This window comes from Arthrobacter globiformis (assembly GCF_003261175.1).
In the GTDB taxonomy this organism is placed as follows: Bacteria; Actinomycetota; Actinomycetes; order Actinomycetales; family Micrococcaceae; genus Arthrobacter; species Arthrobacter globiformis_A.
This window is the reverse complement of the sequence record NZ_QLNP01000077.1, coordinates 41,855-68,700: the sequence shown is the minus strand read 5'-3', so window position 1 is coordinate 68,700 and position 26,846 is coordinate 41,855. Positions and strand designations below refer to the sequence as shown.

24 protein-coding genes and 1 tRNA gene are annotated in these 26,846 nt (G+C 66.9%); 9 read left to right on the top strand and 16 right to left on the bottom strand.

Going from position 1 to position 26,846, the window contains the following annotated elements; translation table 11 throughout:
• Positions 1-184: 184 nt before the first annotated feature.
• Positions 185-679, top strand: coding sequence for a transcription elongation factor GreA (gene greA, locus DBZ45_RS11855; RefSeq protein ID WP_111904101.1), 495 nt, complete (start codon positions 185-187; stop codon positions 677-679).
• Between the two features lie 96 nt (positions 680-775).
• On the opposite strand, the gene DBZ45_RS11850 is transcribed toward greA, so the two are convergent.
• The 4 genes from DBZ45_RS11850 to DBZ45_RS11835 all read right to left on the bottom strand — a co-directional run bounded on the left by DBZ45_RS11850 (position 776) and on the right by DBZ45_RS11835 (position 5,121).
• Positions 776-1,381 carry a rhomboid family intramembrane serine protease gene (locus tag DBZ45_RS11850; RefSeq protein ID WP_111904100.1) on the bottom strand — a complete coding sequence of 202 codons (606 nt, stop codon included), beginning with the start codon at positions 1,379-1,381 and terminating at the stop codon, positions 776-778.
• 8 nt (positions 1,382-1,389) lie between these two features.
• Positions 1,390-2,628 carry a threonine ammonia-lyase gene (ilvA, locus tag DBZ45_RS11845; protein WP_111904099.1) on the bottom strand — a complete coding sequence of 413 codons (1,239 nt, stop codon included), beginning with the start codon at positions 2,626-2,628 and terminating at the stop codon, positions 1,390-1,392.
• A gap of 3 nt (positions 2,629-2,631) precedes the next feature.
• A complete protein-coding gene (locus tag DBZ45_RS11840) occupies positions 2,632-4,002 on the bottom strand; it encodes an AI-2E family transporter (RefSeq protein ID WP_111904098.1) in 1,371 nt (456 codons plus the stop codon).
• A 144-nt stretch (positions 4,003-4,146) separates the two neighbouring features.
• The gene (locus tag DBZ45_RS11835; protein WP_111904097.1) at positions 4,147-5,121 is read right to left on the bottom strand and encodes an aldose 1-epimerase family protein; all 975 of its coding nucleotides are present in this window, start codon (positions 5,119-5,121) and stop codon (positions 4,147-4,149) included.
• Between the two features lie 171 nt (positions 5,122-5,292).
• On the opposite strand from DBZ45_RS11835, the gene DBZ45_RS11830 reads away from it, so the two are divergent.
• From DBZ45_RS11830 to DBZ45_RS11815, 4 genes are read left to right on the top strand one after another with little or no spacing between them, the layout of a single operon-like run.
• Complete coding sequence (locus DBZ45_RS11830) at positions 5,293-6,189, top strand: DeoR/GlpR family DNA-binding transcription regulator (RefSeq protein WP_111904096.1); 897 nt, start codon at positions 5,293-5,295, stop codon at positions 6,187-6,189.
• Complete coding sequence (gene galT, locus DBZ45_RS11825) at positions 6,186-7,394, top strand: galactose-1-phosphate uridylyltransferase (RefSeq protein WP_111904095.1); 1,209 nt, start codon at positions 6,186-6,188, stop codon at positions 7,392-7,394. The genes DBZ45_RS11830 and galT overlap by 4 nt, the downstream gene beginning before the upstream one ends.
• Positions 7,391-8,551 carry a galactokinase gene (gene galK, locus DBZ45_RS11820; protein WP_111904094.1) on the top strand — a complete coding sequence of 387 codons (1,161 nt, stop codon included), beginning with the start codon at positions 7,391-7,393 and terminating at the stop codon, positions 8,549-8,551. Before galT ends, galK begins: the two co-directional genes overlap by 4 nt.
• A gap of 49 nt (positions 8,552-8,600) precedes the next feature.
• Entirely contained in the window at positions 8,601-9,839 is a 1,239-nt protein-coding gene (locus tag DBZ45_RS11815) for an acetyl-CoA C-acetyltransferase (protein WP_111904093.1), read from the top strand.
• A 102-nt stretch (positions 9,840-9,941) separates the two neighbouring features.
• Here DBZ45_RS11815 and DBZ45_RS11810 read toward each other — a convergent pair whose 3' ends face one another.
• A complete protein-coding gene (locus DBZ45_RS11810) occupies positions 9,942-10,820 on the bottom strand; it encodes a Bax inhibitor-1/YccA family protein (RefSeq protein ID WP_111904092.1) in 879 nt (292 codons plus the stop codon).
• 347 nt (positions 10,821-11,167) lie between these two features.
• Between DBZ45_RS11810 and DBZ45_RS11805 the strand changes: the two genes are divergently transcribed.
• The 4 genes from DBZ45_RS11805 to DBZ45_RS11790 are packed head-to-tail and all read left to right on the top strand — an operon-like array spanning position 11,168 to position 15,281.
• Positions 11,168-12,463 (top strand): branched-chain amino acid ABC transporter permease, encoded by a 1,296-nt coding sequence (locus DBZ45_RS11805; RefSeq protein ID WP_190243109.1) that lies wholly within the window; start codon positions 11,168-11,170, stop codon positions 12,461-12,463.
• 9 nt (positions 12,464-12,472) lie between these two features.
• Complete coding sequence (locus tag DBZ45_RS11800) at positions 12,473-13,441, top strand: branched-chain amino acid ABC transporter permease (protein WP_111904090.1); 969 nt, start codon at positions 12,473-12,475, stop codon at positions 13,439-13,441.
• Positions 13,438-14,514: an ABC transporter ATP-binding protein gene (locus DBZ45_RS11795; protein ID WP_111904089.1), complete on the top strand. Its 1,077-nt coding sequence runs from the start codon at positions 13,438-13,440 to the stop codon at positions 14,512-14,514. The genes DBZ45_RS11800 and DBZ45_RS11795 overlap by 4 nt, the downstream gene beginning before the upstream one ends.
• Positions 14,511-15,281 (top strand): ABC transporter ATP-binding protein, encoded by a 771-nt coding sequence (locus DBZ45_RS11790; RefSeq protein ID WP_111904088.1) that lies wholly within the window; start codon positions 14,511-14,513, stop codon positions 15,279-15,281. Before DBZ45_RS11795 ends, DBZ45_RS11790 begins: the two co-directional genes overlap by 4 nt.
• Before the next feature lie 67 nt (positions 15,282-15,348).
• Here the strand turns inward: DBZ45_RS11790 and DBZ45_RS11785 are convergent, their stop codons facing one another.
• The 11 genes from DBZ45_RS11785 to DBZ45_RS11735 all read right to left on the bottom strand — a co-directional run bounded on the left by DBZ45_RS11785 (position 15,349) and on the right by DBZ45_RS11735 (position 26,840).
• Positions 15,349-16,695: an ABC transporter substrate-binding protein gene (locus DBZ45_RS11785; protein ID WP_111904087.1), complete on the bottom strand. Its 1,347-nt coding sequence runs from the start codon at positions 16,693-16,695 to the stop codon at positions 15,349-15,351.
• Between the two features lie 173 nt (positions 16,696-16,868).
• Positions 16,869-16,942 (bottom strand) — tRNA-Leu (locus DBZ45_RS11780).
• A 20-nt stretch (positions 16,943-16,962) separates the two neighbouring features.
• Positions 16,963-17,913, bottom strand: a complete 951-nt coding sequence (locus DBZ45_RS11775) for an N-acetyltransferase (protein WP_111904086.1) — start codon at positions 17,911-17,913, stop codon at positions 16,963-16,965.
• A gap of 129 nt (positions 17,914-18,042) precedes the next feature.
• Positions 18,043-19,509, bottom strand: a complete 1,467-nt coding sequence (locus DBZ45_RS11770; protein ID WP_111904085.1) for an NAD(P)/FAD-dependent oxidoreductase — start codon at positions 19,507-19,509, stop codon at positions 18,043-18,045.
• A 34-nt stretch (positions 19,510-19,543) separates the two neighbouring features.
• Complete coding sequence (locus DBZ45_RS11765) at positions 19,544-20,941, bottom strand: S8 family serine peptidase (protein ID WP_111904084.1); 1,398 nt, start codon at positions 20,939-20,941, stop codon at positions 19,544-19,546.
• Between the two features lie 18 nt (positions 20,942-20,959).
• Positions 20,960-21,916, bottom strand: a complete 957-nt coding sequence (locus DBZ45_RS11760; protein WP_111904083.1) for a Ppx/GppA phosphatase family protein — start codon at positions 21,914-21,916, stop codon at positions 20,960-20,962.
• Positions 21,913-22,620: a DUF501 domain-containing protein gene (locus tag DBZ45_RS11755; protein WP_190243101.1), complete on the bottom strand. Its 708-nt coding sequence runs from the start codon at positions 22,618-22,620 to the stop codon at positions 21,913-21,915. Before DBZ45_RS11755 ends, DBZ45_RS11760 begins: the two co-directional genes overlap by 4 nt.
• 75 nt (positions 22,621-22,695) lie before the next feature.
• Positions 22,696-23,511: an FtsB family cell division protein gene (locus tag DBZ45_RS11750; RefSeq protein WP_111904081.1), complete on the bottom strand. Its 816-nt coding sequence runs from the start codon at positions 23,509-23,511 to the stop codon at positions 22,696-22,698.
• A gap of 88 nt (positions 23,512-23,599) precedes the next feature.
• The gene (gene eno / locus DBZ45_RS11745; RefSeq protein ID WP_111904080.1) at positions 23,600-24,880 is read right to left on the bottom strand and encodes a phosphopyruvate hydratase; all 1,281 of its coding nucleotides are present in this window, start codon (positions 24,878-24,880) and stop codon (positions 23,600-23,602) included.
• Positions 24,881-25,000: 120 nt separating this feature from the next.
• On the bottom strand, positions 25,001-25,612 hold the full coding sequence (locus DBZ45_RS11740) for a MazG nucleotide pyrophosphohydrolase domain-containing protein (protein WP_111904144.1): 612 nt from the start codon (positions 25,610-25,612) through the stop codon (positions 25,001-25,003).
• Between the two features lie 82 nt (positions 25,613-25,694).
• Positions 25,695-26,840: an adenosine deaminase gene (locus DBZ45_RS11735; protein WP_111904079.1), complete on the bottom strand. Its 1,146-nt coding sequence runs from the start codon at positions 26,838-26,840 to the stop codon at positions 25,695-25,697.
• Positions 26,841-26,846: the final 6 nt, after the last annotated feature.

Sequence of the window (26,846 nt, the reverse complement as noted above, 5' to 3'; positions counted from 1 at the left end):
AAATCGGACAGCAGAAGAAGGCGTGTGACCCACGCCGCTTGGTTGTTGGGTTTACTCCACGGGATTGACTACAATGGATCAATACCTTTACCCCGCTGAGATGGTTACTGAGTTCCACAGGTGGCCACCGTGGCGGGGTGTTTGTTTTGTATGACCGCTTGTACATCCACTAGAGGAGAAGTCCGTGTCTACCACTAACAGCGCGCCTGCAGCTTGGCTTACCCAGGAAGCTTTTGACCGCCTGAAGGCAGAGCTGGACCACCTTTCCGGCCCCGGCCGTGCGGAAATCGTCCAGAAGATCGACGCTGCGCGCCAGGAGGGTGACCTCAAGGAGAACGGCGGCTACCACGCTGCGAAGGAAGAGCAGGGCAAGATCGAGGCCCGCATCCGCCAGCTGACCGTCCTGCTCCGCGACGCCCACGTTGGCGAGTCACCGGCCGACGACGGAATCGTTGAGCCCGGCATGATCGTCGTCGCCCGGATCGCCGGTGACGAGGAGACCTTCCTGCTCGGTTCCCGTGAAATCGCCGGCGACTCGGATCTGGACGTCTTCAGCGACAAGTCCCCTCTCGGTGCCGCGATCATGGGTCACAAGGAGGGCGACAAGCTCAGCTACACCGCCCCCAACGGCAAGGACATCTCGGTGGAGATCATTTCCGCCAAGCCCTACTCGGGCTAACACCGTATCCGTCCGCGGTCGCAGCAAACGCACGACGCCGGCCTCCCCACTTTCGGGGACGGCCGGCGTCGTGCTTTAAGGCGCGTGCGATGAATGTCAGCGCCGGGATGCCCGCGCCCGCAGCACGACGGCGGCCAGAACGCCGCCTGCGGCGCCGCCGAGGTGGGCCTGCCAGGACACGTATCCGGCAATGTTCGGAATGATCCCGATAAGGATGCTGCCGTAGGTCAGGAACAGCACCACCGAGAGAATGATCTGCCACCAGCTGCGGTTGAAGAATCCGCGTACCAGGAGAAACGCGAACAGGCCGAAGACCAGTCCGGACGAGCCCACGGTGACCCCGCCGGCGCCAATCAGCCAGACGGCCAGCCCGGAGCCGAGCCAGCTGCAGGCAACGGCCGTGAGGAAAACCCGGAGCCCGGACAGAAACACCAGGAACCCGAAGATGATCAGCGGCAGCGCATTGGAGAGCACGTGGTTCAGGTTGGCGTGCAGCAGCGGGAAGGTGAATACGTCCAGAATGCCGTCAGCGCTTCTGGGCCTGAGCCCGAAGACGCCGTTCAGCGAGTGCAGCAGCACCGTGTTGAGCAGTTCGATCGCGAACAGGAGCGCCACGAACGATCCCACCACCAGCAGCCCGCCCTTGGCACGGGCGGCGGCCGTTTCCCTCGTGGCGGGTGCCTGTCCCGGGCTGTCCAGCATGGCGTCTCCTAGTGCACCACGATTGGCTGGAAGCCCTCGGCACGCAGGGCGCCGAGAACCTGTTCGCCGTGCTCGTGGCCCTTGGTCTCGAGGTTCACGGTGATGGACACGTCGCCCATGCTGATGGAGCCGCCCACGCGGGTGTGGTCCAGGCCCGTCACGTTGGCGTCGTTCTCGGCGATGATGCGGGCAATGGTGGCCAGCGAGCCCGGGCGGTCATCAAGCATCATCCGCACGGTCATGTACCGGCCGGCGGCGGAGAGGCCGCGCTGGATCACCTTGAGCATCAGCATGGGGTCGATGTTGCCGCCGGACAGCACGACGGCGGTTGTTCCGGGGTTCTCGATCTTGCCGTCCATGAGGGCTGCCACGCCCACCGCGCCGGCGGGCTCAACGACCATCTTGGCGCGTTCCAGCAGGAAGATCAGGGCCCGCGCCAAGGAGTCTTCGCTGACGGTGACCACATCGTCCACCAGTTCGCGGATGATGCTGAACGGCAGTTGCCCGGGCCGGCCCACGGCGATGCCGTCGGCCATGGTGGAAACCTTCTTGAGCGGCACCAGGGCGTCCGCTGCCAGCGACGGCGGGTAGGCGGCCGCGTTTTCTGCCTGCACGCCGATGATGCGGATGTCGCGGCCGAGTTCCTTGGCGCGGGCCTTGACGGCCACCGCGACGCCAGCCAGCAGGCCTCCGCCGCCGACGCCCATCAGGATGGTGTCGACGTTGGGCACCTGCTCCAGGATCTCCAGCCCCAGGGTGCCCTGGCCGGCCACGACGTCCACGTTGTCGAAGGGGTGGACGAAGACCGCGCCGGTATCGTCGGCATAGCGCTGGGCCTCTGCCAGTGCCTCGTCCACGTTGTGTCCGTGCAGGACCACCTCGGCGCCGTGGCTGCGCGTCGCGGCGAGTTTGGGCAGTGCCACGCCCAGCGGCATGTAGATGCGGGCCTTGATGCCCAGGCTCTTGGCGGCGACGGCCACGCCCTGGGCGTGGTTGCCGGCGGAAGCCGCCACCACGCCGCGCTTCTTGTCAGATTCGGAGAGCCGCGCCATCCGCACGTAGGCGCCGCGCACCTTGAAGGAGCCGGCGCGCTGCAGGTTTTCACACTTGAAGTAGACCTCGCCGCCCACCATGCGGCCCAAGGCGCGGGAAGACTCCACCGGGGTCCGCGCAATAATCCCGTCCAGCAGCTTCTGCGCCTCAAGGACATCGTCCAGCGTGACGGGAAGGCTTTCGGGGGTGTTCACGAACTATTCTCCTTTGGGTGATTCGACGTCGGCACCGGGAGCGGCCTTGCCGCCCAGGGTGCCGTGTGCAGTGCCGGCAGCGTTGCCGTGGCCGGAATGCGAGCCCGGCAGCCGGGCTTCCTTGAAGGTGTTGTCCTCTTCGGCAGAGGCCAGGTCTGCGGTACCCGCGGCAGCCGGCACAAGTTCATGTTCCCACGTTCGGCCAGCAATATACCGAATCGCCGAATTTGCTACGGCAAGGATCGGGACGGAGAACAGCGCCCCGGGGATGCCGGCGAGGTAGGAACCGGCAGCAACGGACAGGATCACGGCCACCGGGTGCAGGGCGACAGCCTTGCCCATGACCAGCGGCTGTAGGATGTGGCTTTCCAGCTGCTGCACCAGCAGCACGATGCCCAGCATGATCAGGGCGTTGACCGGGCCGTTGGCCACCAGGGCGAGCAGCACCGCGATGGCACCCGTCACCAGGGCACCCACCACGGGGATGAACGAGCCGATGAAGACCAGCACGCCCAGTGGCAGGGCAAGCGGGACGCTGATGATCGCCGCGCCGACGCCGATGCCCACGGCATCCACGAAGGCCACGAACATCTGGATCCGCGCATAGCTGACCATTGACGCCCAGCCGCGCCGCCCGGCGCCGTCGGCGGGGATCCGCGCCTGCCGAGGAAGGAGCCGGACCAGGAACGCCCAGATGCGGCCGCCTTCGAGGAGGAAGAAGATCAGGATGAACAGGGCCAGCACCATCCCGGCCGCAAAATGCCCGGCCGTGCTGCCGAAGGAGAGTGCCCCGCTGAGGATGCTGCTGCTGTTGTTCTGCAGGGCGGCGGTGGCCTCCTGGATGTACTGGTCGATCTGCGCCGCGCTCAGGTGCAGCGGCCCCTGCGACAGCCAGTCCTGAATCTGCTTGACCCCGGTCAGCGCCTGGCTCCACAGCTCCTGGAAACCAAGGGCCAGCTGCCGGCCCACGAGGGCAAGGGAACCGGCGATGAGCCCGATGAAGGCCAGGACCGTGATGGCGACGGCGGCCCCGTTGGGGACACGCGACTCCCGCAGCCTCCGCACCACGGGGCTCAACAGGCCGGCCAGCAGTGCCGCCACCATGACGGGAATGATGAGGAAGCTGACCTTGGCGAGCAGCCAGACCAAGGCACCGGTGACCAGCAGGATCAGCCCCAGCCGCCAGGCCCATGCCGCCGCAATGCGCACGCCGTAGGGAATGTCCTGTTCAAGGTCACGGTCGGTCCGGATGCGCCGCGGCTCCAGGCGTCCGAAGGGCCGGGCAGCGACTGGTCTGCTCGCCCCGCCCGTGGCACTGCCACTGCCCGTCGTGTTGGCTGCGTCGTCTGGTGTGGCGTCCTTTGCTGGCGTCATAGCCCAATACTTCCCTAGCCGCCCGGCTATGGGAAACGCGCCACGGACAGGCTATGCACTGCCCTGACTGTGCACTGCCCAAGCCGGCCTACGCAGGTCACTCACCGCGCGGGTCAGGCACGCGCGGGTCAGGCACTCCCCGGCTTAGGCACCAGCCAGGTCAGCGCGGATACCCCAGGTGATGGTGAACGAGTCCCCGGGGGGCAGCCAGCGGAGGCTGTCCCCGGAGTTGAAAGCATTGGCCGGGCCCGTCATCGGCTCCACTGCCACGGCCGCGGGCCGGCCCGGGTAGATACGGCTGACAAACACGTGGACGAACGGGCAGGTTTCGTCCTGCCACAGACTGACGCTGCGGCCGTCCGGTGCGGTCAGCGTGTGGCGGGCAATCCCGCCGTCGAACGCCAGATCCGTCAGGGCGGCGTCCAGATCCAGGTCGCCCACCGTTCTCCCCTGCCGTAGGTCGCTGTCCGCGGACACGGGTTCGGAGCTGCGCGGGATGAGCCGCTCATCCGCCACCAGCCGGGTTGCGGCATCCACTCTCAGCGTGAGGTCCTCGGAGGGAATGTCGCCGATCCGGAGATAAGGGTGCGCGCCCAGCACGAACGGCGCCTCGGCCTCGGAGTCGTTGACCAGCGTTTGCCGCACCTCCAGGCCAAGGTCCTCGGCCAGGGAGTGCTCCACGCGGTGCCGCAGCAGGAAGGGGTAGCCGTGCTGGGGAAAGATGGTCGCCTCCAGGGTTACGGCAAACTCGGATTCCGCAACCAGAGAGTACGAAGCATTGCGCAGGAGCCCGTGGCTGGCGTTGTTCTTGGAAACCTCGGTGATGTCCAGCTGCTGCTTCTTGCCGTTCAGGTGCCAGACGCCGCCCTCTATCCGGTTGGCCCAGGGCGCCAGGGTGATGCCCGTGGCGCCGGGCGGAATGTCGGAGTCCCCGTAGGACTCCGTCAGCTGGACGCCTCCGCGGCTGTACCACCGCAGCCCGGCAGCCAGCTCCGTGACCACGGCGAGCGCATCGCCCCGCCTGAGCTCGTACTGCCTGCCCGTGGCGTAGCGCTGGGCAGTGTGGGGAGCGCTGGCCGTTGAGAAAGCGTTGGTTTCTGGAGTCGCACCGGAAGTCATGGACCTACCGTACAACGCACGCCCCACAACGCATGCACCGCCCCCACGAAGCGCTTTCTGTTATCTTTTGTTAGAAAGTATTTGTTTTTGATCGCTTTGTGCCACAATGGGAACAGCACAAATAGTGACCGGGCCCACAGGCTTCCGAGCCGACACTAAAGGAGGAGCAACATGCTTGCTACGCAGCGGCAACACCGCATCCTCCAGGAGCTCGACGCCGAAGGCACCGTTCGCGTGGCAGCACTGGCGGACTTGCTCCGCGTGTCTGAAATGACCGTCCGGCGCGACATCGACGCACTTGACGCCGAAGGCCAGTTGCTCCGGGTTCACGGCGGTGCCACACGCGCTGCGGCGTTCAGCGCACTCGAACCGGGATTCGGCGCCAAGTCCGCCCGGGAAACGGAAGCGAAACGGGCCATCGCCGCGGAGGCACTCACGCTGCTCCGCCCCGGCATGACACTGCTGATTTCCGGCGGCACCACCACCCATGAGCTCGCGGGGCTGCTCCCCCGGGACCTCGCGCTCACAGTGGCCACCAATTCCCTCATGGTGGCCAGCGCCCTGGAGCCGGCAGGCGACGGCGGCATCCGCACCGTGGTCCTGGGCGGCCAGCGCACCCCCTCCGAGGCCCTTGTGGGCCCGGTGACGGTGCACGCCCTGCACACCCTGCGTGCCGACCTGTGCTTCATGGGCGTGCACGGCTTCGACCCGAAGGCCGGCATTACCTCACCGAACCTCCTCGAGTCCGAGGTCAACGCCGCCATGATCGCAGCGTCGGACCAGTTGGCAGTGCTCGCGGACGCCACGAAGTACGGGAGCGTGGGGCTCGCCGGGATCGCCCCGCTGTCAGCCGTCGGCACCCTCATCACCGACGACCGGATCAGCACGGGCTCCGCCGGTCCTGACGCCGAGGGCTTGCTTCGGCAGTCCGTCGGGGAGCTGCGGCTGGCGCCCTTACCTCAGCATTGGCACCTCCGGCCTCCCAACGACCCCCGCACTCCCCGCCCCACCAGCCTCCCGGACGGCCAGACGCCGTCGGCCACCGCGCTCAAAGGACATGACGCATGACCCACATCACCAGCACCCAGCTCTCCGACGGCCGCGAATTGCTCTATTTCGACGACGCCGGCTCAACCCGCCGGCGCTCCGTCGAGGCGAGCCAGGACCACAGGGACCTCCCGCCGCGCGGGGACCCCGGCGAAGTCAGGTACGACGCACTGACCGGCGAATGGGTGGCCGTGGCCGCGCACCGGCAGACGCGCACGCACCTGCCGCCCGCCGACCAGTGCCCCATCTGCCCCACCACGGACGCCAACCCGTCGGAGATCCCTGCCCCGGACTACGACGTCGTGGTGTTCGAGAACCGTTTCCCCTCCCTCGGCCCGGCCCTGGGCCCGGTCCCCGCCAACCCGGGCTGGGGCACCACGGGCCCCGCCTTCGGACGGTGCGAGGTTGTCACCTTCACCCCGGAGCACACGGGATCCTTCAGCGGCCTGAGCGAAACCCGCGCCCGCACCGTGGTGGAGGCGTGGGCGCACCGGACGGCAGCCCTCAGCGCCCTGCCCGGGATCAAGCAGGTTTTTCCGTTCGAGAACCGCGGCGCGGACATCGGGGTCACCCTGCACCACCCGCACGGCCAGATCTACGCCTACCCCTATGTCACGCCCCGCGCAGCCGTCATGGGCGCCGCCGCGCGCAGGTTTTATGACGACGCCGGCGGGCGGCAGACGCTGACCGGCTCGCTGCTGCGCTCCGAACGGGAGGACGGCAGCCGGATGGTGCTGGAAAGCGACAGCTTCAGCGCGTACGTTCCGTTCGCGGCCCGGTGGCCGCTGGAGATCCACCTCGTTCCGCACCGCCAGGTCCCCGACCTGGCCGGGCTGACCGGGGAGGAGAAGGACGAGCTGGCCCACGTCTACCTGGACCTGCTCAAGCGCCTCGACGCCCTCTACCCCACCCCGACACCCTACATTTCGGCCTGGCACCAAGCCCCCGTGGATGACCTGCTGCGCCCGGCCAGCTACCTGCACCTGCAGCTGACCTCCCCGCGCCGAGCGGCAGACAAGCTCAAGTTCCTGGCCGGCTCAGAGGCTGCGATGGGCGCCTTCATCAACGACACCACCCCGGAAGAGGTGGCGGAGCGGCTGCGCTCGGTGACCGTTCCGGCATCCCCGGCCGAGGCGCTCGCTCCGGCCGCACCCGGGCTCACCGAACCCGGCCTCGCCGAGCCCGGCCTCACCGAACCAGACCTCATCGAAGGAGCCCGCGCATGACCGCCCCCGCCACCACCACCGACCTCGAGACCCGGTTCTCCGCCGCGTTCGGCCGCGGGCCCGACGGCGTGTGGCAGGCCCCCGGCCGAGTCAATCTGATCGGCGAACACACGGACTACAATGAGGGCTTCGTGCTGCCGTTCGCCATCGACCGGACCGCCCGGATAGCCGTCGGGGTCCGCCCGGACTCCACCATCCGGCTGCTCTCGACCTACGGCGACCAGGGCATCACGACGGCGGACACGGCTTCGCTGGAGGGCGCGGCGGCCAAGGGCTGGACCAAGTACCCGCTGGGCGTCATCTGGTCCCTGCAGCAGCGCGGCATCGACGTCCCTGGCCTGGACCTGCTCCTGGATTCCGACGTCCCCCTCGGCGCCGGGCTGTCCTCCTCGCACGCCATTGAATGCGCGGTGATTTCGGCACTCAATGACCTCACCGGCGCTGGCCTGGGACCGGAGGACATGGTGCTGGCCACCCAGCGCGCGGAGAACGACTTCGTCGGTGCACCCACGGGCATCATGGACCAGTCCGCCTCGCTGCGCGGCTCGAAGGGCCACGCTGTGTTCCTGGACTGCCGTGACCAGAGCGTCCAGCTGGTCCCCTTCGAGGCCGAGGCTGCCGGCCTCGTCCTGCTGGTCATCGACACCAAGGTTTCCCATTCCCATGCCGACGGCGGCTACGCCTCCCGCCGTGCGTCCTGCGAACTGGGCGCCGAGGTGCTGGGCGTCAAGGCCCTCCGGGACGTCACGCCGGGCGATCTGGAAGAGGCCAGCGGGCTTCTGGACGAGGTTACCTTCCGCCGCGTCCGGCACATCGTCACCGAGAACGACCGCGTGCTGCAGACCGTGGAACTCCTGGGGCAGCAGGGCCCGTCGGCAATCGGTGCCCTGCTGGACGCCAGCCATGCATCCATGCGCGACGACTTCGAGATCTCCTGCGCCGAACTGGATCTCGCCGTCGAGGCCTCCCGCACAAACGGCGCCATCGGCGCCCGGATGACCGGCGGAGGTTTCGGCGGCGCCGCCATCGCCCTGACTCCGGTGAGCGAGGAGCAGCAGGTGCGTACCGCCGTCGTACGGGCCTTTGCCGAGGCGGGGTACACCCCTCCGGACATCTTTACGGTCACCCCGGCGGCCGGGGCCATGCGGCTGGCGTAGCTGTGAACTCCCGACCGCGCTAGCGCGGATCCGGGCGTAGGCTGGTCGCATGCCTGAAGCAGTCATTGTTTCAACCGCCCGGAGCCCGATCGGCCGTGCCTTCAAGGGCTCACTGAAGGGCGAGCGGCCGGACGATATGGCCGCGGCCATGGTCAGCGCGGCGCTGGCCAAACTGCCGGCATTCGACCCCACCGGGGACAGCGGGCCCGGCCTGGACGACCTGTACCTCGGCTGCGCCGAACCGAGCGGCGAGGCAGGCTCCAACATGGCCCGCGTCGTCACCATCCTCGCCGGCCTGGACAACGTGCCCGCCGCCACGGTCAACAGGTTCTGCGCCTCCAGCCTGCAGACGCTCCGGATGGCTTTCCATGCCATCCGGGCGGGCGAGGGCCAGGCGTTCGTGGCGGCCGGCGTCGAAGCCGTGTCGCGCTACCAGGAATGGGCCGGGGCGGGCGAAACCGGAGCCGGGAACCACAACCCGCTGTTCGAACCGGCCCGCCACCGGACGGCCGCACGCGCCGAGTCCAACACGCCCTGGACGGATCCCCGGCTGGGCGGCCGCATGCCGGACATCTACATCGCCATGGGCCAGACGGCCGAGAACGTGGCCACCTCCTACGGGATCAGCCGCGCGGACCAGGACGAGTGGGCCGTGTTGAGCCAGAACCGGGCCGAAGCCGCGATCGCCTCCGGTTTCTACGCCCGAGAAATCACGCCGTACGAGCGTCGGGACGGAACGGTGGTGGACCGGGACGATTCGCCGCGGCCCGCGGTGACCGTCGAAGCCGTCAGTGCCCTGCAGCCGGTTTTCCGCCGGGAGGGCACCGTCACCGCCGGCAACGCCTGCCCGCTCAATGACGGCGCCGCCGCCCTCGTCGTCATGAGCTACGAGCTGGCCAGGGACCTGGGGCTGGAGCCGCTGGCCAAGATCGTCTCCACCGGCGCCACCGCACTGTCCCCCGAGCTGATGGGGATGGGGCCGGTGGAAGCGTCCAGGCAGGCGCTCGCCCGCGCCCGCCTGGACATGAACGACATCGACCTCGTGGAGCTCAACGAGGCCTTCGCCGTCCAGGTGGTGGCCAGCGCCCGTGAACTCAAGATCGACCCGGCAAAACTCAACGTGCACGGCGGCGCCATCGCACTGGGCCATCCGTTCGGCATGACCGGCGCCCGGATGACCACCACGCTGCTCAACGGGCTGCGCGAGAAGGACGGGACACTTGGTCTGGCCACGCTCTGCGTCGGCGGCGGGCAGGGCATGGCCGTGGTGCTGGAGCGCCTCACCTAGCCTGGAGCCTTAACGCGTGAGTGGGCCCCGCCGGTTGGCGGAGCCCACTCCTCTTGGTGCTATTGAATTACGACGGCGGGGTGCCGCCTTAGTTTTGTCGCTTTAGTCGTCGCCGCGAAGGATGGCCAGCAGGCGGATGATCTCCACGTACAGCCACACGAGGGTGACGGTGAGGCCGAAGGCGGCGGTCCAGGAGAACCGCTCCGGGGCCCCGTTGCGGACGCCTTCTTCGATGTTGGTGAAGTCCATGACCAGTGAGAACGCGGCAAGGCCGATGGCCAGAATGCCGATAACGACGCCGATGATTCCGCTGCGCAGCCCGAACGGCTCAGTTGTCAGCCCTGTCAGCATCATGACCATGTTCACCAAGGAGAACAGCGCGTACCCGACGATGGCGATCATAAAGAACTTCATGGCCTTGGGCGTGGCCCTGACCTTGCCGCTCTTGAACAGCAGCAGCGTCACAGCAAAGACGGACAGCGTGCCGACCACGGCCTGCAGGCCGACTCCGGGGTACATGGTGTCGAGGACACGGGTCAGGCCGCCGAGGAACAGGCCCTCCAACGCGGCGTAGGCCAGGATCAGTGCCGGAGACGGCTGCTTCTTGAAGGTGTTGACAAGAGCCAGCACAAATCCGCCGAGGGCGCCGACGATCATGAGCATGGATGCCAGGCCCAGGGCCACCGACAGGGTGACAGCGGCACCGACGACCACGGCGCCGAGGCAGACCGCCGTCTTGACGATGACGTCGTCGAAGGTCATCCTCCCGGTTTCGGCCGGGCCGGCGGCCGGCCGGTTGTACATCTGCTGCAGCTGGTCATTTGACATGCTCTGCTGGCCGTAGCCGGGCTGGGCATAACCCTGCTGGCCGAACTGGTTCTGGCCGTAGTTGTTGTGGCCGTACGCCTGCGGGACAGGCGGTGCCTGGGTGGCTCCACGGAAATTCTTTCCGTTGAAGATCGGGTTTCCGCCAAGTGCCATTGCGGGTGTCCTCCGTCTAGGGGTTGAGTGATGGTCCTAAAGCTCACGCTACCAATTCCTACGCACCAGCGGCAGGGAAAGTTCCGCCCGGGGAGCGGGCTTTTGAGTTGTTACCGGATCGCTATCTGATGGTCAGCTCCGCCCACACGGTTTGTACTGCTTGCGCTGTACGATAAGCGGGTCAGGGTGACGAATATCACAGCAAGTCAAGACCCGCTCCACCAGCAACGATATCCGCCATCCTCCGTTCGCAGCGGCTGCAACGAAGCAGCCGCAACCACCCCCACGTGGAGGTTTTCAATTTGAGACGCACACCGAGAGGTCTGCCTATCCGGCGGCCGGCCGGGCTGCTGAAGGTATGGGGGGCCATTGCCTCCGCCGTCGTGGCACTTCTGCTGGCCGCAGCGCCGGCAGCGCAGGCCGGCACTCCAGCTCCGACGCCACCCCCGTCGAACCAGCAGTTTCAGAACAGCATCAGCGGATTCCTCCGCGACGACGCACGGCGCCCGCTCGAAGGCGTCAAGATCACCGCCAAGAATGGCGACTTCACCGGAGAGGCAACATCGGCCGCCAACGGGTCCTGGCGGATAGGCGTTCCCAGCCAGGGCACCTATGAAATCCAGCTGGACGAATCCACACTTCCCGAAGGGATCAAGCTCGCCGAGGGGCAGTCGAATCCCCGCAGTGTCACGTTCAGCCAGACGTCAAACCTCTCAGTCATCTTCGCCTTCGGCAAGGGCATTGTGGTGCACCAGCAGGACTTTGGCCAGAACCTGCTCAACAGGCTCGTGGCCGGCCTGAGCTTCGGCCTTCTGCTGGCACTGGCATCGGTGGGTCTGTCCCTGATCTTCGGCACCACCGGGCTCACCAACTTCGCGCACGGTGAGATGGTGACCCTCGGCGCCGTGCTGGTATTTGGATTCAGCGCCATGAACCTGCCCTTCTGGCTGGCCGTCATCCTTGCCTTGCTCGGCGGCGGACTCCTTGGCTATGTGCAGGACGCCGGGCTCTGGCGTCCGCTGCGCCGCCGCGGTACCGGCCTGGTGCCCATGATGATCGTCAGCATCGGCCTGGCCCTGGCGGTCCGATACGTCATTCAGTTCTACTTCGGCGGGGCCACCCAGCAGCTGCCGTTTGCGCAGAGCGCGGAAATCCAGCTGGGCCCGGTCTCCATCTCGCCCAACAACCTGTGGTCCCTGGTCATCAGCGCCGTCGTGATCGGCATCATCGGCATCGTCCTCCTGAAAACCAGGCTCGGCAAGGCGACCCGCGCGGTAGCCGACAACCCGGCCCTGGCCGCCGCCTCCGGAATCGACGTCGACGGCGTCATCCGCCTGGTCTGGATCGTCGGCGGTGTCCTGGCCTCGCTGGGCGGCATCCTCTGGGCCTACTACCGCCCGGGCGTCACCTTCGACATGGGCTCGCAGATCCTGCTGCTCATCTTCGCCGGCGTGACCCTCGGCGGCCTGGGCACCGTTTTCGGCGCCCTGATCGGATCTGTCATTGTCGGCATCTTCGTCGAACTGACCACCGTGTTCGGCCTCGCGGCCGACCTCAAATATGTGGGAGCACTCTTCATCATGATCGTTGTCCTCTTGTTCCGTCCCCAGGGCATCCTGGGCCGCCGCGAGCGCGTGGGTTAGGAGACAGCCATGGACTTCGGACTAATCCTTTCCAGCGCGGCGGGCGAACTTTTCAGCCCGACGACGGCGGCCTACGCCCTCGCGGCGCTCGGCCTCGCCGTGCACTTCGGCTACTCGGGCCTGCTGAACTTCGGCCAGGCCGGCTTCATGGCGGTGGGTGCGTACGGCTTCGCGATCTCGACGCTCAGCTTCCGGGCACCCTTCTTCGTGGGCCTCCTGATCGCCGTCATCTGCTCGGTGCTCTTTGCGCTGGTGCTGGGCATACCCACCCTCCGCCTGCGCGCGGACTACCTGGCCATCGTCACCATCGCGGCAGCGGAAATCGTCCGCTACGTCGTCACCACCAACCAGCTCACGTCCGTGACCGGCTCCGCCAACGGGCTCGCCGCCTTCGAGGGCGGGTTCTATTCCATGAACCCGTTCCCTGAGGGCTCCTACTTCGGCATGAACAACCGTGACTTCTTCATCAGGGTGGTGGGCTGGGGGCTCGTGGTCATCGGCTGCGTCCTCGTCTGGCTCCTGATGCGCAGCCCCTGGGGCCGCGTGCTGAAGGGCATCCGCGAGGACGAGAACGCAGTGCGTTCACTCGGCAAGAACGTGTACGCCCACAAGATGCAGGCACTGGTGATCGGCGGTATCTTCGGCGCTCTGGCCGGGATGATCTTCACGCTCCCCCGCGGCGCCGTCCAGCCCGCCAACTACGGCACCGAACTGACGTTCTTCCTGTGGACCTGCCTGCTGCTGGGCGGCATGGCCACGGTCCTGGGGCCGGTGATCGGCGCCATGATCTTCTGGGTGGTCCTGTCCCTCACCCAGGGCGTCCTGTACGGACTGATCGAATCCGGTGCGGTGACCTGGCTGACCACGGTCCAGGCCGGCCAGCTGCGCTACATCCTTGTGGGCATCGCCCTGATGCTGCTGATGATCTTCAGGCCGCAGGGTGTCTTTGGCAACAAGAAGGAGCTGGCGTTCGCATGAGCAAGCACAGCGAGGAATCAATGGAAGCCGGCATCGACTACATGACTGATGCCCGGCCGATTGCCGTCGGGGACAACACCCCCGGCTGCAAGAAGCGGGACGCCATCGTCGTCGCCGAAAACGTCACCCGCAGCTTCGGCGGCATCAACGCCGTCGACGTTGAGTATCTGGAGATCCCGCGGCACAAGATCACGGCACTCATCGGCCCCAACGGAGCCGGCAAGACCACACTGTTCAACCTGCTCACCGGCTTCGACACGCCGAACTCGGGCAAGTGGCAGTTCGAGGGCCACAGCATCGCCGGGGTGTCCTCCTACAAGGTGGCCAGAATGGGAATGGTGCGCACGTTCCAGCTCACCAAGGTCATGGGCAAGCTCACCGTCATGGAAAACATGCGGCTCGGCGCGTCCAACCAGCCGGGCGAGAGGCTCTCCAAGGCGCTGTTCAAGAACATCTGGGGCGGCCGCGAGAAGGAAATCACCGAGCACGCCAACGTCCTGCTGGAGAAATTCAAACTCGACACCAAGAAGGACGACTACGCGGCGTCGCTTTCCGGCGGCCAGCGCAAGCTGCTGGAAATGGCCCGCTCCCTGATGGTCCGGCCCAAACTGGTGATGCTGGACGAACCAATGGCAGGGGTCAATCCGGCGCTGACGCAGTCGCTGCTGGACCACATCAAGAACCTTAAGTCCGAGGGCATGACAGTCCTCTTCGTGGAACACGACATGCACATGGTCCGGCACATCGCGGACTGGGTGGTGGTCATGGCCGAAGGGAAGATCGTGGCCGAGGGACCCCCGGGCGAGGTAATGAAGGACCCCGCCGTCATCGACGCCTACCTGGGCGCCCACCACGACGTCGACCTCGGCGACACCGAGGGCATCAAGGAACTGGAGCAGGAACTGGCGGCGGACGAGGAGTCAATCGTCGGCACCGAGAACGCGGGCATGATCGCCGCGGACGCCGCCACACCCACGATCACCGAGGCCGGCCCGGACACCGGACGGACGGGTGCCAGCCGCACAGATGCGAGCGGCACAGACGCCGGCCGCACAGACAAGGACAACGCATGAGTGCCACGAGCGCGGCCCCGGCCGCAAGCAGCGCAGCCGAGGACGGCGTCGTCGTCAAAGTCACCGACCTGGTGGCCGGCTACCTCCCCGGCGTCAACATCCTCAACGGGTGCAGCATCGAGGCCCGGAAGGGCGAACTGATCGGCATCATCGGCCCGAACGGGGCCGGCAAGTCCACACTGCTCAAGGCCATGTTCGGTCTGGTGAAGGTGCACTCCGGATCCGTGGTGGTTAGGGGCCGGGAGCTGACAGGGCTCAAGGCCAACAAGCTGGTGACCCAGGGCGTCGGCTTCGTGCCGCAAACCAACAACGTCTTCGCCACGCTCACCATCGAGGAGAACATGCAGATGGGCATGTTCCAGCGGCCCAAGGACTTTGCCAAGCGGTTCGAGTTCGTCACCAGCCTTTTCCCCGAGCTGGGTAAACGCAGGGCGCAGCGTGCGGGCTCCCTGTCCGGCGGGGAGCGGCAGATGGTGGCGATGGGACGGGCCCTGATGATGGAGCCGGCAGTCCTGCTGCTGGACGAACCCTCGGCAGGCCTCTCCCCCGTCAAACAGGACGAGACCTTCCTGCGGGTGCATGAGATCAACCGCGCCGGCGTGTCCGTCATCATGGTGGAACAGAACGCCCGCCGCTGCCTGCAGATCTGCGACCGCGGCTACGTCCTGGACCAGGGCAGGGACGCGTACACCGGCACGGGCCGTGAGCTCATGAAGGACCCGAAAGTCATCCAGTTGTACCTCGGCACGCTGGCCGACGAGAACTAGGTACCGCACACACGGAAGCCCCCGTCCGGCTGGACGGGGGCTTCCGTGTGTGCTTCGGGAAGCGGCTTTACAGCTTGCCGAACTCTTCCTTTGCGGGCTGGGGCTTGTTGCTGTCGTCATACTCGTAGATGCCGACGTAGGCCTCCGTGGGGTCGCCGGCATCAGAGAACGTGACCGGACCGGACTGTCCGTCGTAGTCGATGTCCTTGCCGTTTCGGAGCAGCGTGACGCAGGACGGGAAGGTGTTGCACTTCTCGCCGCCTTCGGAGACCGCCTTGAGCTGCTTGGCGATGTCCGCTCCCTTCGTGCTCTTTGCCGCTTCGGACGCAAGCGCGGTCATGTTGACGGCGTCATACGCCTCCCCTGCATAGTTGAACGTGCGGAGGGCGGGATCAATCGCAAGGAGTGACTTCTTGAAATCTTCCTTGGCAAAGGTCCCGGGCTGCGTACCGCGGGCACCCTTGAGCGTGCCAGCCTTGAAGTCCTTGCTGTAGTCGAAAAGGTTGCCGTCAACCAGGAACAGCTGTTCCGGCTTGATGCCCTTGCCGGTGAGCAACGGAATGATGCTCTTGGCTTCATCGAACGTGATGAGTGCGATGGCGTCGGGCTTGGCGGCGACGAGCGCATCAACCTGGCTGCTGAACTGCGAATCACCGGTGTTGTAGAGCTGCTCAGCCACTACCTGGCCACCGGCGGACGTGAAGGCTGCCTTCACGTTCTTCTGCAGGCCGGTGCCGTAGGCATCGTTCAGGACCATCATGCCAAGTGTCTGGGCGCCGCAGGTGGCCATGTAGTTGCCCAGGACCTGACCCTGCAGGACGTCGGAAGGAGCCGTACGCCAGTACAGGCCCTTGTCGTCCCAGGTGGTGAAGTCCGGAGAAGTGTTGGCCGGCGAAAACTGCAGGACACCCGCTCCGGTGATCTGGTTGATGACCGTCTTCGACACACCCGAAGACGCCGCCCCGATGATGGCACTGACGCCCTGGCCCAGCAGGGCAGTGGTCGACTGGGTGGCGATGTCGGTCTTGGTGTCGCCCGAGTCGCGGTGCACCACCTGGACGGGTTTGCCGAGCACGCCGCCAACGGCATTGATTTCCTTGACGCTCAGGTTAACGCCCGCAATTTCGGGCGGGCCGAGGAACGCCAGCGACCCCGTCGTCGGCAGAAGCGATCCAATTTTCAGCGGTGTAGGGGTGGTTGTGGTTGCTGCCGGTACGGCGCCGGTCTCGGTGGCGGTGCTGGATGCCCCGGCAGTATCGCTGGGTGCAGGGCACGCGATGCCGCCGGCTGCTGCGGAGGATTCTGTCGCACTCGGGGTGGAACCGCCACCACAAGCCGTGGCCAGAAGGGCGACGCCGATACTAAGCGCTGTGAGCTTAGCAACCCGGGGCGCCGCCTGGGGGAGTGAAATCATTTAGAGTCTCCTCGATCGAAAGGCGCGTACGGCCTTTGATGCGATTTTTGGTCAGGGGTTCCTGAGCTAAGTTCAAGCTAATCCAATTCGAGCGTGAAAATAAGTGACTAAGGTCACATCCTCATAACACTCGTTGCATATTGGAACACCCGTGACGCGAAGGAGAAATGTAGTACCCCAGGTGGGACTCGAACCCACAACACGCGGATTTTAAGTCCGCTGCCTCTGCCAATTGGGCTACTGGGGCGCCCGGTCAATCGTATCGCCTCAGGCGGCGGCCAGGGGCCCCGCGTACCGGAACGTGCCGTGGACCCCGCCGGGCCATAGGGCCAGGGGCAGCAGCTGGAAGTGGTCGCCCCACTTCCTGTCCGGCGCCTCGATGCCCAGGGTCGACGCCGGGACGAAGCCGAACCGGGAGTAATAGTCGGTGCTTCCGAGCAGCGCGATGCCCTTCTCCCCCGCGGCGTTGGCACGGACGACAGTTTCGCGCATCAGCGCCGAGCCGATGCCGTGCCGCTGCAGCCGGGGCGTCACGCCGATGGGCCCGAGCCCCAGCAGCTGGAGGTCCTCCACCCACGCGCGGGTGCTGATCACATGCCCGACGATCTCGCCGTCGAGTTCGGCGACGATGCTGAGCTCCGGCAGGTACTCGTCGGCGACGAACAGCTCGCGGAGCACCCTCACTTCAACAGGCTCCCCCTCCACGGGCAGTCCGGTGACCGGAGAGACGGCAAAAGCTTCGGCGGTCAGCGCAAGGACGGCGTCACGGTCACCGGGCTGCTCGCTGCGGAGCACCACTTCCCGCACCGGTTCGGGCTCGGGGGCGCTGGCGGCCGAAAGCTCGGACAGGACCTCCAGCGCCCGGGCCGAGTCACCCACGGGCACCAGCAGATGGTCGTGGTGGAAGCCTGCGAGCACGTTGCAGCTGATCCGGGCCTGGGTCAGCGCCCTGCTGACCGCCGCGGTCAGGCCCACCGCTTCCAGTGCCGAATGGACCTCCAGGGTGATCCAGGCGGCAACAAAATCGTAGGGCAGCTCCAGCGCATCCGCTTCGGCCCGGGGCAGGACCACCGTGAGCCCCTCGGCTTCCCGGACGGCGGCTTCGATATGCCCCGCCAGCGGTTTGCCGTGCGGCCAGAGAGCGTAGACGTACTCCCCTTCCCGGACTACCGGACGCATCGAGGCAAGGAGCGTTTGGAGGTTCTTTTCACCCGTCATGGGGCCAGTCTATGTGTGCACCCTGCCGTGCCGGGGAGCTCCCCCACCGGGGAAACCGTCCGGGGAAACGCGAAAGCGGCCGTCCCCCGGAAGGGAACGGCCGCCGTCGTTATTCTTGCCTGAATGCTGTTACTTGGCTTCAGCCTTGACAGGATCCTTGGCGCCGCCCTGCGCAGCAGCCGGAGCCGGCGCGGCAGGTGCAGCGGGAGCCGCAGCAGCGGGCTTCGGAGCCGGGGTGGCGGCGGCCACGAAGGCGCCGCGCGGGTTGTCCAGGTCCAGCAGCTGCGTGGTGTCGCGGCCGGCGAAGAAACTCAGGATCCAGTTGAGGATCACGCGGAACTTGCGCTCGAACGTCGGCATGGCCATGCCGTGGTAGCCGCGGTGTGCCAGCCAGGCGAGGGGGCCCTTGAGCCCGATGCGGCCGAGCAGGTTGATGTTGGCAACACCCTTCCACTCGCCGAAGCCGGCCACAGCACCGAGGTTCTTGTGCTTGTAGTCGACGAGCGGCTTGTCCCAGCGGGAAGCCCACAGGTTCTTGGCCAGGCGCTTGGCCTGGCGCAGCGCGTGCTGGGCGTTGGGAACACAGGTGCCGTCCGGCAGGCCAGAGCCCGTCAGGTCGGGAACCGCGGCGATGTCGCCGGCAGCCCAGGCGTTGTCGATGATGCCTTCGTCGCCCGAGATGCGCAGGTCCGGCAGGACGCGGACGCGGCCGCGGGGTTCCAGCGGGAAGTCGGTGGAGCGGACCATCGGGTTGGCCTGGACACCGGCGGTCCACACGAGGGTGTCGGACTCGAACTCCTGGGCCAGCGTCTTGTCCGGCAGGTTGATGAGCTTCAGGGCGCCCTCGGCGTTGTCCAGCGACGTGTTCAGCAGGACCTCGATGCCGCGGCTGCGGAGGTGCTCCACAACCCATTCGGCCTGCGCGGCGGTAACCTCGGGCATGATGCGGCCCATGGCCTCGACCAGGACGAAGCGGACTTCCTCCTGCTTGATGCGCGGGTTGTTCCGGACCGCAGCGCGGGCGAGGTCTTCCATCTCGGTGATGCACTCGATGCCGGCGAAGCCGCCGCCCACCACCACGAAGGTCAGGGCGCGGGCGCGTTCGGCGGGGTCGGTCATGGTGGAGCCGACCTCGATGCGGTCAAGGACCTTGTTGCGCAGCGCAACGGCTTCCTCGATGGTCTTCAGGCCGATGCCCTTGTCCGCCAGGCCCTTGATGGGGAACGTGCGGGTGATGGCGCCGGCGGAAAGCACTACGTCGAAGTACGGCACCTCGAAGTTGTCGCCGCCGTCAGCCGGGGCAACCACGGCCGTGCGGTTGGCGTGGTCAATGGAGACAACGCGGCCTTGGATGAGCTCGCTCTGCTTGAGGTGCTGGCGGTGAGAGACCACTGCGTGGCGGGCCTCGATGTTTCCGCCCGCAACTTCCGGCAGGAAGGGCTGGTAGGTCATGTAGGGCAGCGGATCGACGACGGTGACGATGCCGCCTGCGTTCGCGATCTTCTTCTGCAGTTTGAGGGCTACGTAGAGGCCGACGTACCCGCCGCCGACGACGAGCACACGCGGACGATCCTGGAGCTGTGGGGTGGTTGCCATAACTCCAGAATACAGTACTTTGTGAAAATCTTCACTAGCTCGGCCGGTCTGCCGGATCCACCCTCGTCACCGCGCCGGTTTCCGGTTCGTCCACTCCCCCGCCGGACGCCCGGTACGCCCGCCGCAACTGGACCGCGCCCGCAGCAATGATGGCAATGAAGAGCGCGCCGAACCCGATGACCACTGCCGCCGGCAGCGCACTGTCCAGCTGTGACGGCGGCACGGCGACAGGCACCGTCGCCTTGGGCAGCGTGGCCTGCGGGGCCGGTGCTGCGGTCGTCGGCTCGGGAGCGGGAGTGGCAAAGTTCCCGCGCCGGTGGACGCGGATCCACTCGCCGATGGAACCCAGCGGGTTGGCCTTCGTTTCGGCCACATTGTCCTTGAGAGCCGCCTCCGCATTGAGGACCCCGAAGCCGTACAGCGGGTCCTTGCCCGGCGTGCCCTCGTCCTTGGCGGTGGAGACGATCCTGTTGATGACCTGCTTGGCACTCATCTCCGGCCACTTGGAGCGGATCAGCGCCGCAACGCCGGAGACGATGGGGGTGGCACCGGACGTGCCGGCCCATTCCGCGTAGCTGCCGCCGGGCAGTCCACCGGCGAGCTTCTCCGCCGGCGCGGCCACGCCAATGCTGATGCCCTGGGAGGAGGAATCCGTGCTCGCCTGTCCGTTCCGGTCCAGGCCCGCGACGGTCAGTACGCCGGGGATGGTGGCCGGGGCCCCCACCTGCACGTTGCCGCCGACGCGGTTACCGGCCGCGGCGACGATGACCACGTCCTTCTGCTCGGCGTACAGAAAGGCGGCGTCCCAGCTTTGCGGCCACTCCGGCGACGTGCTGCCCAGCGAAATGTTGATGACCTTTGCGCCATTGTCCACCGCCCAACGCACAGCCTCCGGGATCTGGTCCTGGTCGCTTTTGCCGCCGGGATTCTCCGACCCCAGCCAGGTGGAGACGGAGAGGATCTGCGCCTCGGGCGCCACGCCCATGATGCCGTCCGGCAGGGCTTTGGATGCCGCCGCGGTGGCGTTCTGGGACGGCTTGGCACTGGCCGATGTCTTCTTCGCCGCCTGGTGCCCGCGGCCCGCAAGCATGGTGGCCACGAGGGTGCCGTGCTCGGGCTTGGCACCGATGCTCTTCTCGCCGTCAGGGGCGCCGGCACCGGAGACGTCATGGCCGCCGGCCAGCACGCCCTTGAGGTCAGGATGGCTTCCGTCCACGCCGCTGTCGATCACAGCGACCTTCACGTTGGCGCCTTTGGAGACTTCCCAGGCCTTGGTGATGCCGGCTTCCTTGAGCCAGTACTCCTTGTCCCGCCAGGAATCGGCCTGCGCGGCGGGTGCGGTGGCGACAGCGGACGCGGCGATGCCACCGGCAAGCACCGCGGACAGAAGGGCCGAGACCGTCCGGCGAAGCCGGGCTCTTGCTCTGGTCATTCAGGATCCAATACTCGATTAACTCGGTGCCTCGGCACTCAGGGCAATTCCGTCAAGAATATCGTGCTCACTGGCGGTGGCCGTAATTATGCGGCCGCCGCTGAGCTCGCCCATGCGCGTGAGGATGCGCCGCCAGACCAGCGCGCCGGCACCGATGACGTCCACCCGGCCGGGGTGCATGTACGGCAGTTCCGCCCGCTGCGCCCGCGTCATCTGCAGCAGATCGGTGGCCGCGGCCTGGACAGCGGAGATCGACAGTTCGGCGCCATGGATGGCCGCCGGCAGGTATTCGGGCAGCCTGAGCGCGTGCGCGGTGATGGTGGTGATTGAGCCGGCAACCCCGACGACGGCGGTGCTGCGTTCCAGCGGAACGTCCAGTCGCGCTTCGGCGATGGCGGCGTCGACGTCGGCCTCCGCGGCGGCAATCTGCCCGGCCGTGGGCGGGTCCGAAGTGAGGTGGCGTTCGGTGAGCCTGACGCAGCCGATGTCCACGGACCGTGCGGCGATCACGCCGCTGGCGTCGCCGAGCACAAACTCCGTGCTGCCGCCGCCCAGGTCCACCACCAGCACCTTGTCCTCTGCCGCAATGGGCAGCACGCTGCTGGCGCCGGCGAAGGAAAGCGCGGCTTCCTCGTGACCGGTGATCACCTCGGGTTCCACCCCAATGAGGTTCTGGATGCCGTCCACGAAGACCTGGCGGTTCCGGGCGTCCCGGCTGGCCGAGGTGGCCACGAACCGGACCTTCTTGGCCCGGTACTCCCGGATGAGCGCCGCGTAGTCGGCCGTCGCCGCAAAGGTGCGCTCCAGTGCTTCGGGGGCCAGCTCGCCGGTGGCGTCAACGCCCTGGCCGAGCCGCACTACGCGCATTTCTCGCACGACGTCGGTGAGCTTCGTGGTCCCGTTGCTGCGGTCAATGTCGGCGATGAGCAGGCGGATGGAGTTGGTTCCGCAGTCGATGGCGGCCACCCGGGTCATGCGCCTGCCTCCGTTGTTGCGTCCGTCGTGGATCCAGCTGCCGCGGCTTCGTCAGTCCTGGATTTGCGGACGGGCGCAGGCCGGCCGACGATGTCCGGCAAGCCCTGCGGGCCGTGCCGGCTGAGGTCCCGGGACGGCGCTTCGCCGGCCGTGTCCCAGGCACCCTCGCAGTAGCAGCGATCGGCGGTCCACCATTCGCTGATGGCCGCGATGGCTTCGTCGCCCAGCGGATTCACGCCCGGCCCGGCGGCCAGCGAGTGTCCCACCAGGACGTGCAGGCACTTGACGCGGGTGGGCATACCGCCGGCGGAGACGCCGTCGATCTCCGGGACGTCACCGATCCCCGACCGTGCCCCGATGTCGGCACGGGCAGCAAGGTAGGCCTCGTGGGCCGCCCGGTAGGAGGCAGCCAGTGGCTCGTCCGCGGCAAGCCGGTCGTTCATGTCGTTCATGAGGCCGGCCGCCTCAAGCCGGGAGACCGCCGACGTGATGACCGGGTGGGTCAGGTAGAACGTGGTGGGGAAGGGAGTTCCGTTGCTGAGGCGCGGGGATGTCGCGGCCACAAGCGGGTTCCCGCAGACGCAGCGCGCCGGGATTTCCACAACGTCGCGCACCGGCCTCCCCAGCTGGCGGCTGAGCACATCGAGGTCCTGTGCCGATGGCTGCCTGTTTTCTCCGGGGGCGGTTGCCGTGTTGTCGTCCACTGGCGTGGCCGTCCTTCCTGCCCGGATCTGGCTGCACCGAAATTCCGGTAGGCAGTCCCGCGGCGGGCGCCGCTCCTAGTCTGTTGCCGAGCGCCTGATGGACTCCCAGAGGGAATCCACCCAGGGCACGTCGGCGGGGTCTTGTGTTTCTGCTGCACTGGGCTGGCTGCCTGAGGCGCCGGCCGGCAGGTCGCTGCCGAAAACCCAGTAGCCGGTCTCACCCGGCATAACCATGTTAATGCGGTCCCGTGCCTGCTGCTTGACGTAGTTGGGATCCTGCCAGCGGGAGACCTGCCGTTTGAGGTTGTCCTGGTCCGCCTTGCTGGCCGAAATGTCCGATTCCAGGGCCGCAATTTCGGCCCGTTTGTCGATGAAGATCTTCACGGTGGGGGCCAGCATGATGGTGATGGCAACCATCACCACGGCCAGCGCCAGCATGCGGCCGGAGAACGCCTTTGCAGGAACGGGGTCAAGGTTGTCTTCCCCGGCGGTCACGGCTGTCGATCCGGATTTCCCGCGGCTGCTGCCCGTCTTCCCGGTGCTGGCTTTGGTGCCGGCTTTTGCAGCAGCGCCAGCTGCTGAACCGGGGCCCTTGGTACCTGAGCCCGTGGTACCTGCGCTCTTCGCGCCGGCACCTGTAGTAGCCGCGCCCGAGGGGCTCGTGGAACCGGTGCGACCCGCGCCAGTCCTGCTACCAGCGCCGGATTTGGCACCAGAGCCGTCGGCCCTGCCCGCTGCCTTGGCCTCGTGTCCCGTTCCCGCTTCATGGGTGGCGTGCGCCGAACGCGGGCTGCCGAAGTCCGCCTGGATGACGTCTCCCCCGGCCGATCCGTCGGACGACTGCTGTGCTGGTGGGGTCACCCTGGGAACTTTGGGACGGCGGGTAGCCATGACACTCCTGTAACGTGTGGGCGCCTAAAACAAAACCGGTGGCTATGGTCTTCCCACCATAGCCACCGGTCAGCTGTTTCTTGGGCTACTAGGCCTTGAAACGCGGGAACGCGCTGCGGCCGGCGTAGCGTGCGGCGTCGTCGAGTTCCTCTTCGATACGCAGCAGCTGGTTGTACTTTGCAACGCGCTCGGAGCGGGCCGGGGCACCGGTCTTGATCTGTCCGGCGTTGGTGGCAACCGCGATGTCGGCGATCGTGGTGTCTTCGGTTTCGCCGGAGCGGTGCGAGGTGATGGTGGTGTAACCGGAGCGCTGGGCCAGGGAAACGGCGTCCAGGGTTTCGGTCAGGGAGCCGATCTGGTTGACCTTGACCAGCAGGGAGTTGGCCGTGGCGGCGTCGATGCCCTGCTGCAGGCGCTCGGGGTTGGTGACGAACAGGTCGTCGCCCACCAGCTGGACCTTGTCACCGATGGTGTCGGTGAGGATCTTCCAGCCTTCCCAGTCGTTCTCGTCCAGCGGGTCCTCGATGGAAACCAGCGGGTAGTCGGCAACGAGTTCGGCGTAGTAGGCGCTCATCTCGGCGGCGCTCAGGGCCTTGCCCTCGAACTGGTAGGCACCGTCCTTGAAGAACTCGGAGGAGGCGACGTCCAGGGCCAGGGCGATGTCGGTGCCCGGGGTGTAGCCGGCGTTCCGGATGGCTTCCTGGATCAGGTCCAGGGCAGCGCGGTTGGAAGGCAGGTTCGGGGCGAAGCCGCCCTCGTCGCCGAGGCCGGTGGAGAGGCCCTTCTGCTGCAGCACTGACTTGAGGTTGTGGTAAACCTCAACGCCCCAGCGCAGGCCCTCGGAGAAGGTCTCGGCGCCGATCGGGGCGATCATGAATTCCTGGATGTCGACGTCGGAATCCGCGTGCGAACCGCCGTTGAGGATGTTCATCAGCGGGACGGGAAGGACGTGGGCGTTCGGGCCGCCCAGGTACTTGTACAGCGGCAGGTCGGCGGAGGCGGCCGCGGCGTTGGCAACTGCCAGGGAGACACCGAGGATGGCGTTGGCGCCGAGCTTGCCCTTGTTGGCGGTGCCGTCCAGGTCGATCATGGCCTGGTCGATGCTGCGCTGGTCGGTGGCGTCAAAGCCGGTCAGGGCCGGTGCGATCTGGTCGATGACGGCGTCAACGGCCTTCTGGACACCCTTGCCGAGGTAGCGGCCCTTGTCGCCGTCGCGCAGTTCAACGGCTTCGTGCTCGCCGGTGGACGCACCGGACGGAACGGCAGCGCGGCCGATCTGGCCGTCGGAGAGGAGAACTTCAACTTCGACGGTGGGGTTGCCACGGGAATCGAGGATCTCGCGGGCGTGGATGGCATCGATAAGCGCCATGGATGTGCTCCTTGTGGGCGATTTACTGGGGACTTTAGGGAAAAAATCTCGACGTCCTCGTCAGGGACTAGCGTAGTCGAGAGTGGTGCACGTTACGGAAACCTATCCAGAACCCGGACGTCATGATCCGGGCGCGGATGTTTCCGGGTGGCGGTTCTGGTACCGCCGGACGGCCCCGCGGAGGGCGCGTTCGGCGTCGAACCCCCTGTCCCGGGCTGAACGGACGACGGCGAGCAGCAGCTCGCCGAGTTCGGCTTCGGTTTGTATTGTTTCGGCCAGCTCAACCAGCGGGGTTCGTTCAGCTGCCGGGGCTTGCAGCCCGGCCCGCTCGGCCCGGTCAAGGGTTTTCTGGGCCTGGGCCAGTGCGGGCAGAGCCACCGGGATGCCCTCGAAGGGCGTGCGGCGCTGCGGGCTTTCGGCCCTTTTCACGGCGTCCCACTTGCGCACGATCTCCTCCACCGTGGCGGGAAAGGTGTCCTGGAGGGAACCGTCCGGACGGAACACGTGGGGGTTGCGGCGGATCATCTTCTGGGTAAGGCCGCGCGCGACGTCGCCGAATCCAAACACGCCGCGCTCCTCGGCGAGCCGGGCGTGCAGCACCACCTGGAGCAGCACATCGCCCAGCTCGCCTTTCAGTTCAGCCTCGTCCGCACCGGTCTCGATGGTCTCGGCCACTTCATAGGCCTCCTCCAGCAGATACTCCACGAGCGACTCGTGGGTGAGGGCGCCCATCCAAGGGCAGTGCTCGCGGAGGGCAGCGATCATCCCCAGCAGCTCCCCCACCTCATCGGCCGGTTCGGGCTGCCGGACGGTTTCAGCCAAGGTCGCCGTACGCGCCGTTGATGTACTCCACGAGGGCTTCCTTTTCCTCCAGGGGCAGGAAGGACGCCTCGGCCGCGTTGAGTGTGAGCTCCAGCAGGTCATCGAGGTCATAGTCGAAAGTCTCCACCAGGAGCTCGAACTCGTCGGTGAGTGTCACGCCGCTCATGAGGCGGTTGTCCGTGTTGATGGTTACGTTGAAGCCCAGCTGGTAGAGCATGTCCAGCGGGTGGCTTTCGATGCCCTCACCGAAGGCGGCAATGGCACCGGTCTGCAGGTTGGAGGACGGGCAGATTTCCAGGGCGATGCCGCGGTCCCGGATCCAGCTGGACAGGTTACCGAGGGTGACCAGGCCGATGTTGTCGCTGTCCTCGTCGTCGGCGTCGTCCTCGTCAAACTCCACCATGATGTCCTCGGCGATGCGGACACCGTGGCCCAGGCGCAGCGCGCGGCCATCAACGAGGGCGGACTGGATGCTGTCCAGCCCGGCGGCTTCACCGGCGTGCACGGTGGCGGGAAAGTTGTTCTCGGCCAGGTAGGTGAAGGCGTCGCGGAAGCGCGAGGGCAGGAAGCCGTCCTCGGCCCCGGCGATGTCGAACCCGACGGCGCCCTTGTCGCGGTGCCGGACGGCGAGTTCAGCGATCTCCTGGCCGCGGTCGGCGTGCCGCATGGCCGTGATCAGCTGCCCCACCTGGATCTCGCGGCCGGTCTCGGCCACGGCCTCCACGCCGGCTTCGAGTCCTTCCTGGACCGCCTCGACAACCTCGTCCAGGGTCAGGCCGTTCTGGAGGTGCTGCTCAGGTGCCCAGCGCACTTCGCCGTACACCACGCCGTCGTCCGCCAGATCCTCCACGAACTCCTTGGCGACGCGGACCAGACCTTCCTTGGTCTGCATGACGGCGACCGTGTGATCGAATGTCTCCAGGTAGCGGACCAGCGAGCCGGAGTCGGCGGATTCGCGGAACCATTCGCCCAGGGCGGTCGGGTCTGTCGACGGGAGGGTGTGCCCCACCGCCTCCGCCAGCTCAATGATGGTGGCAGGGCGCAGGCCGCCGTCCAGGTGGTCGTGAAGGGATACCTTGGGCAGGCTCTTCAGGTCGAAGTCAAGGGCAGGGGCGGCGTCAACGATTGGCTCAGTCACGTACCA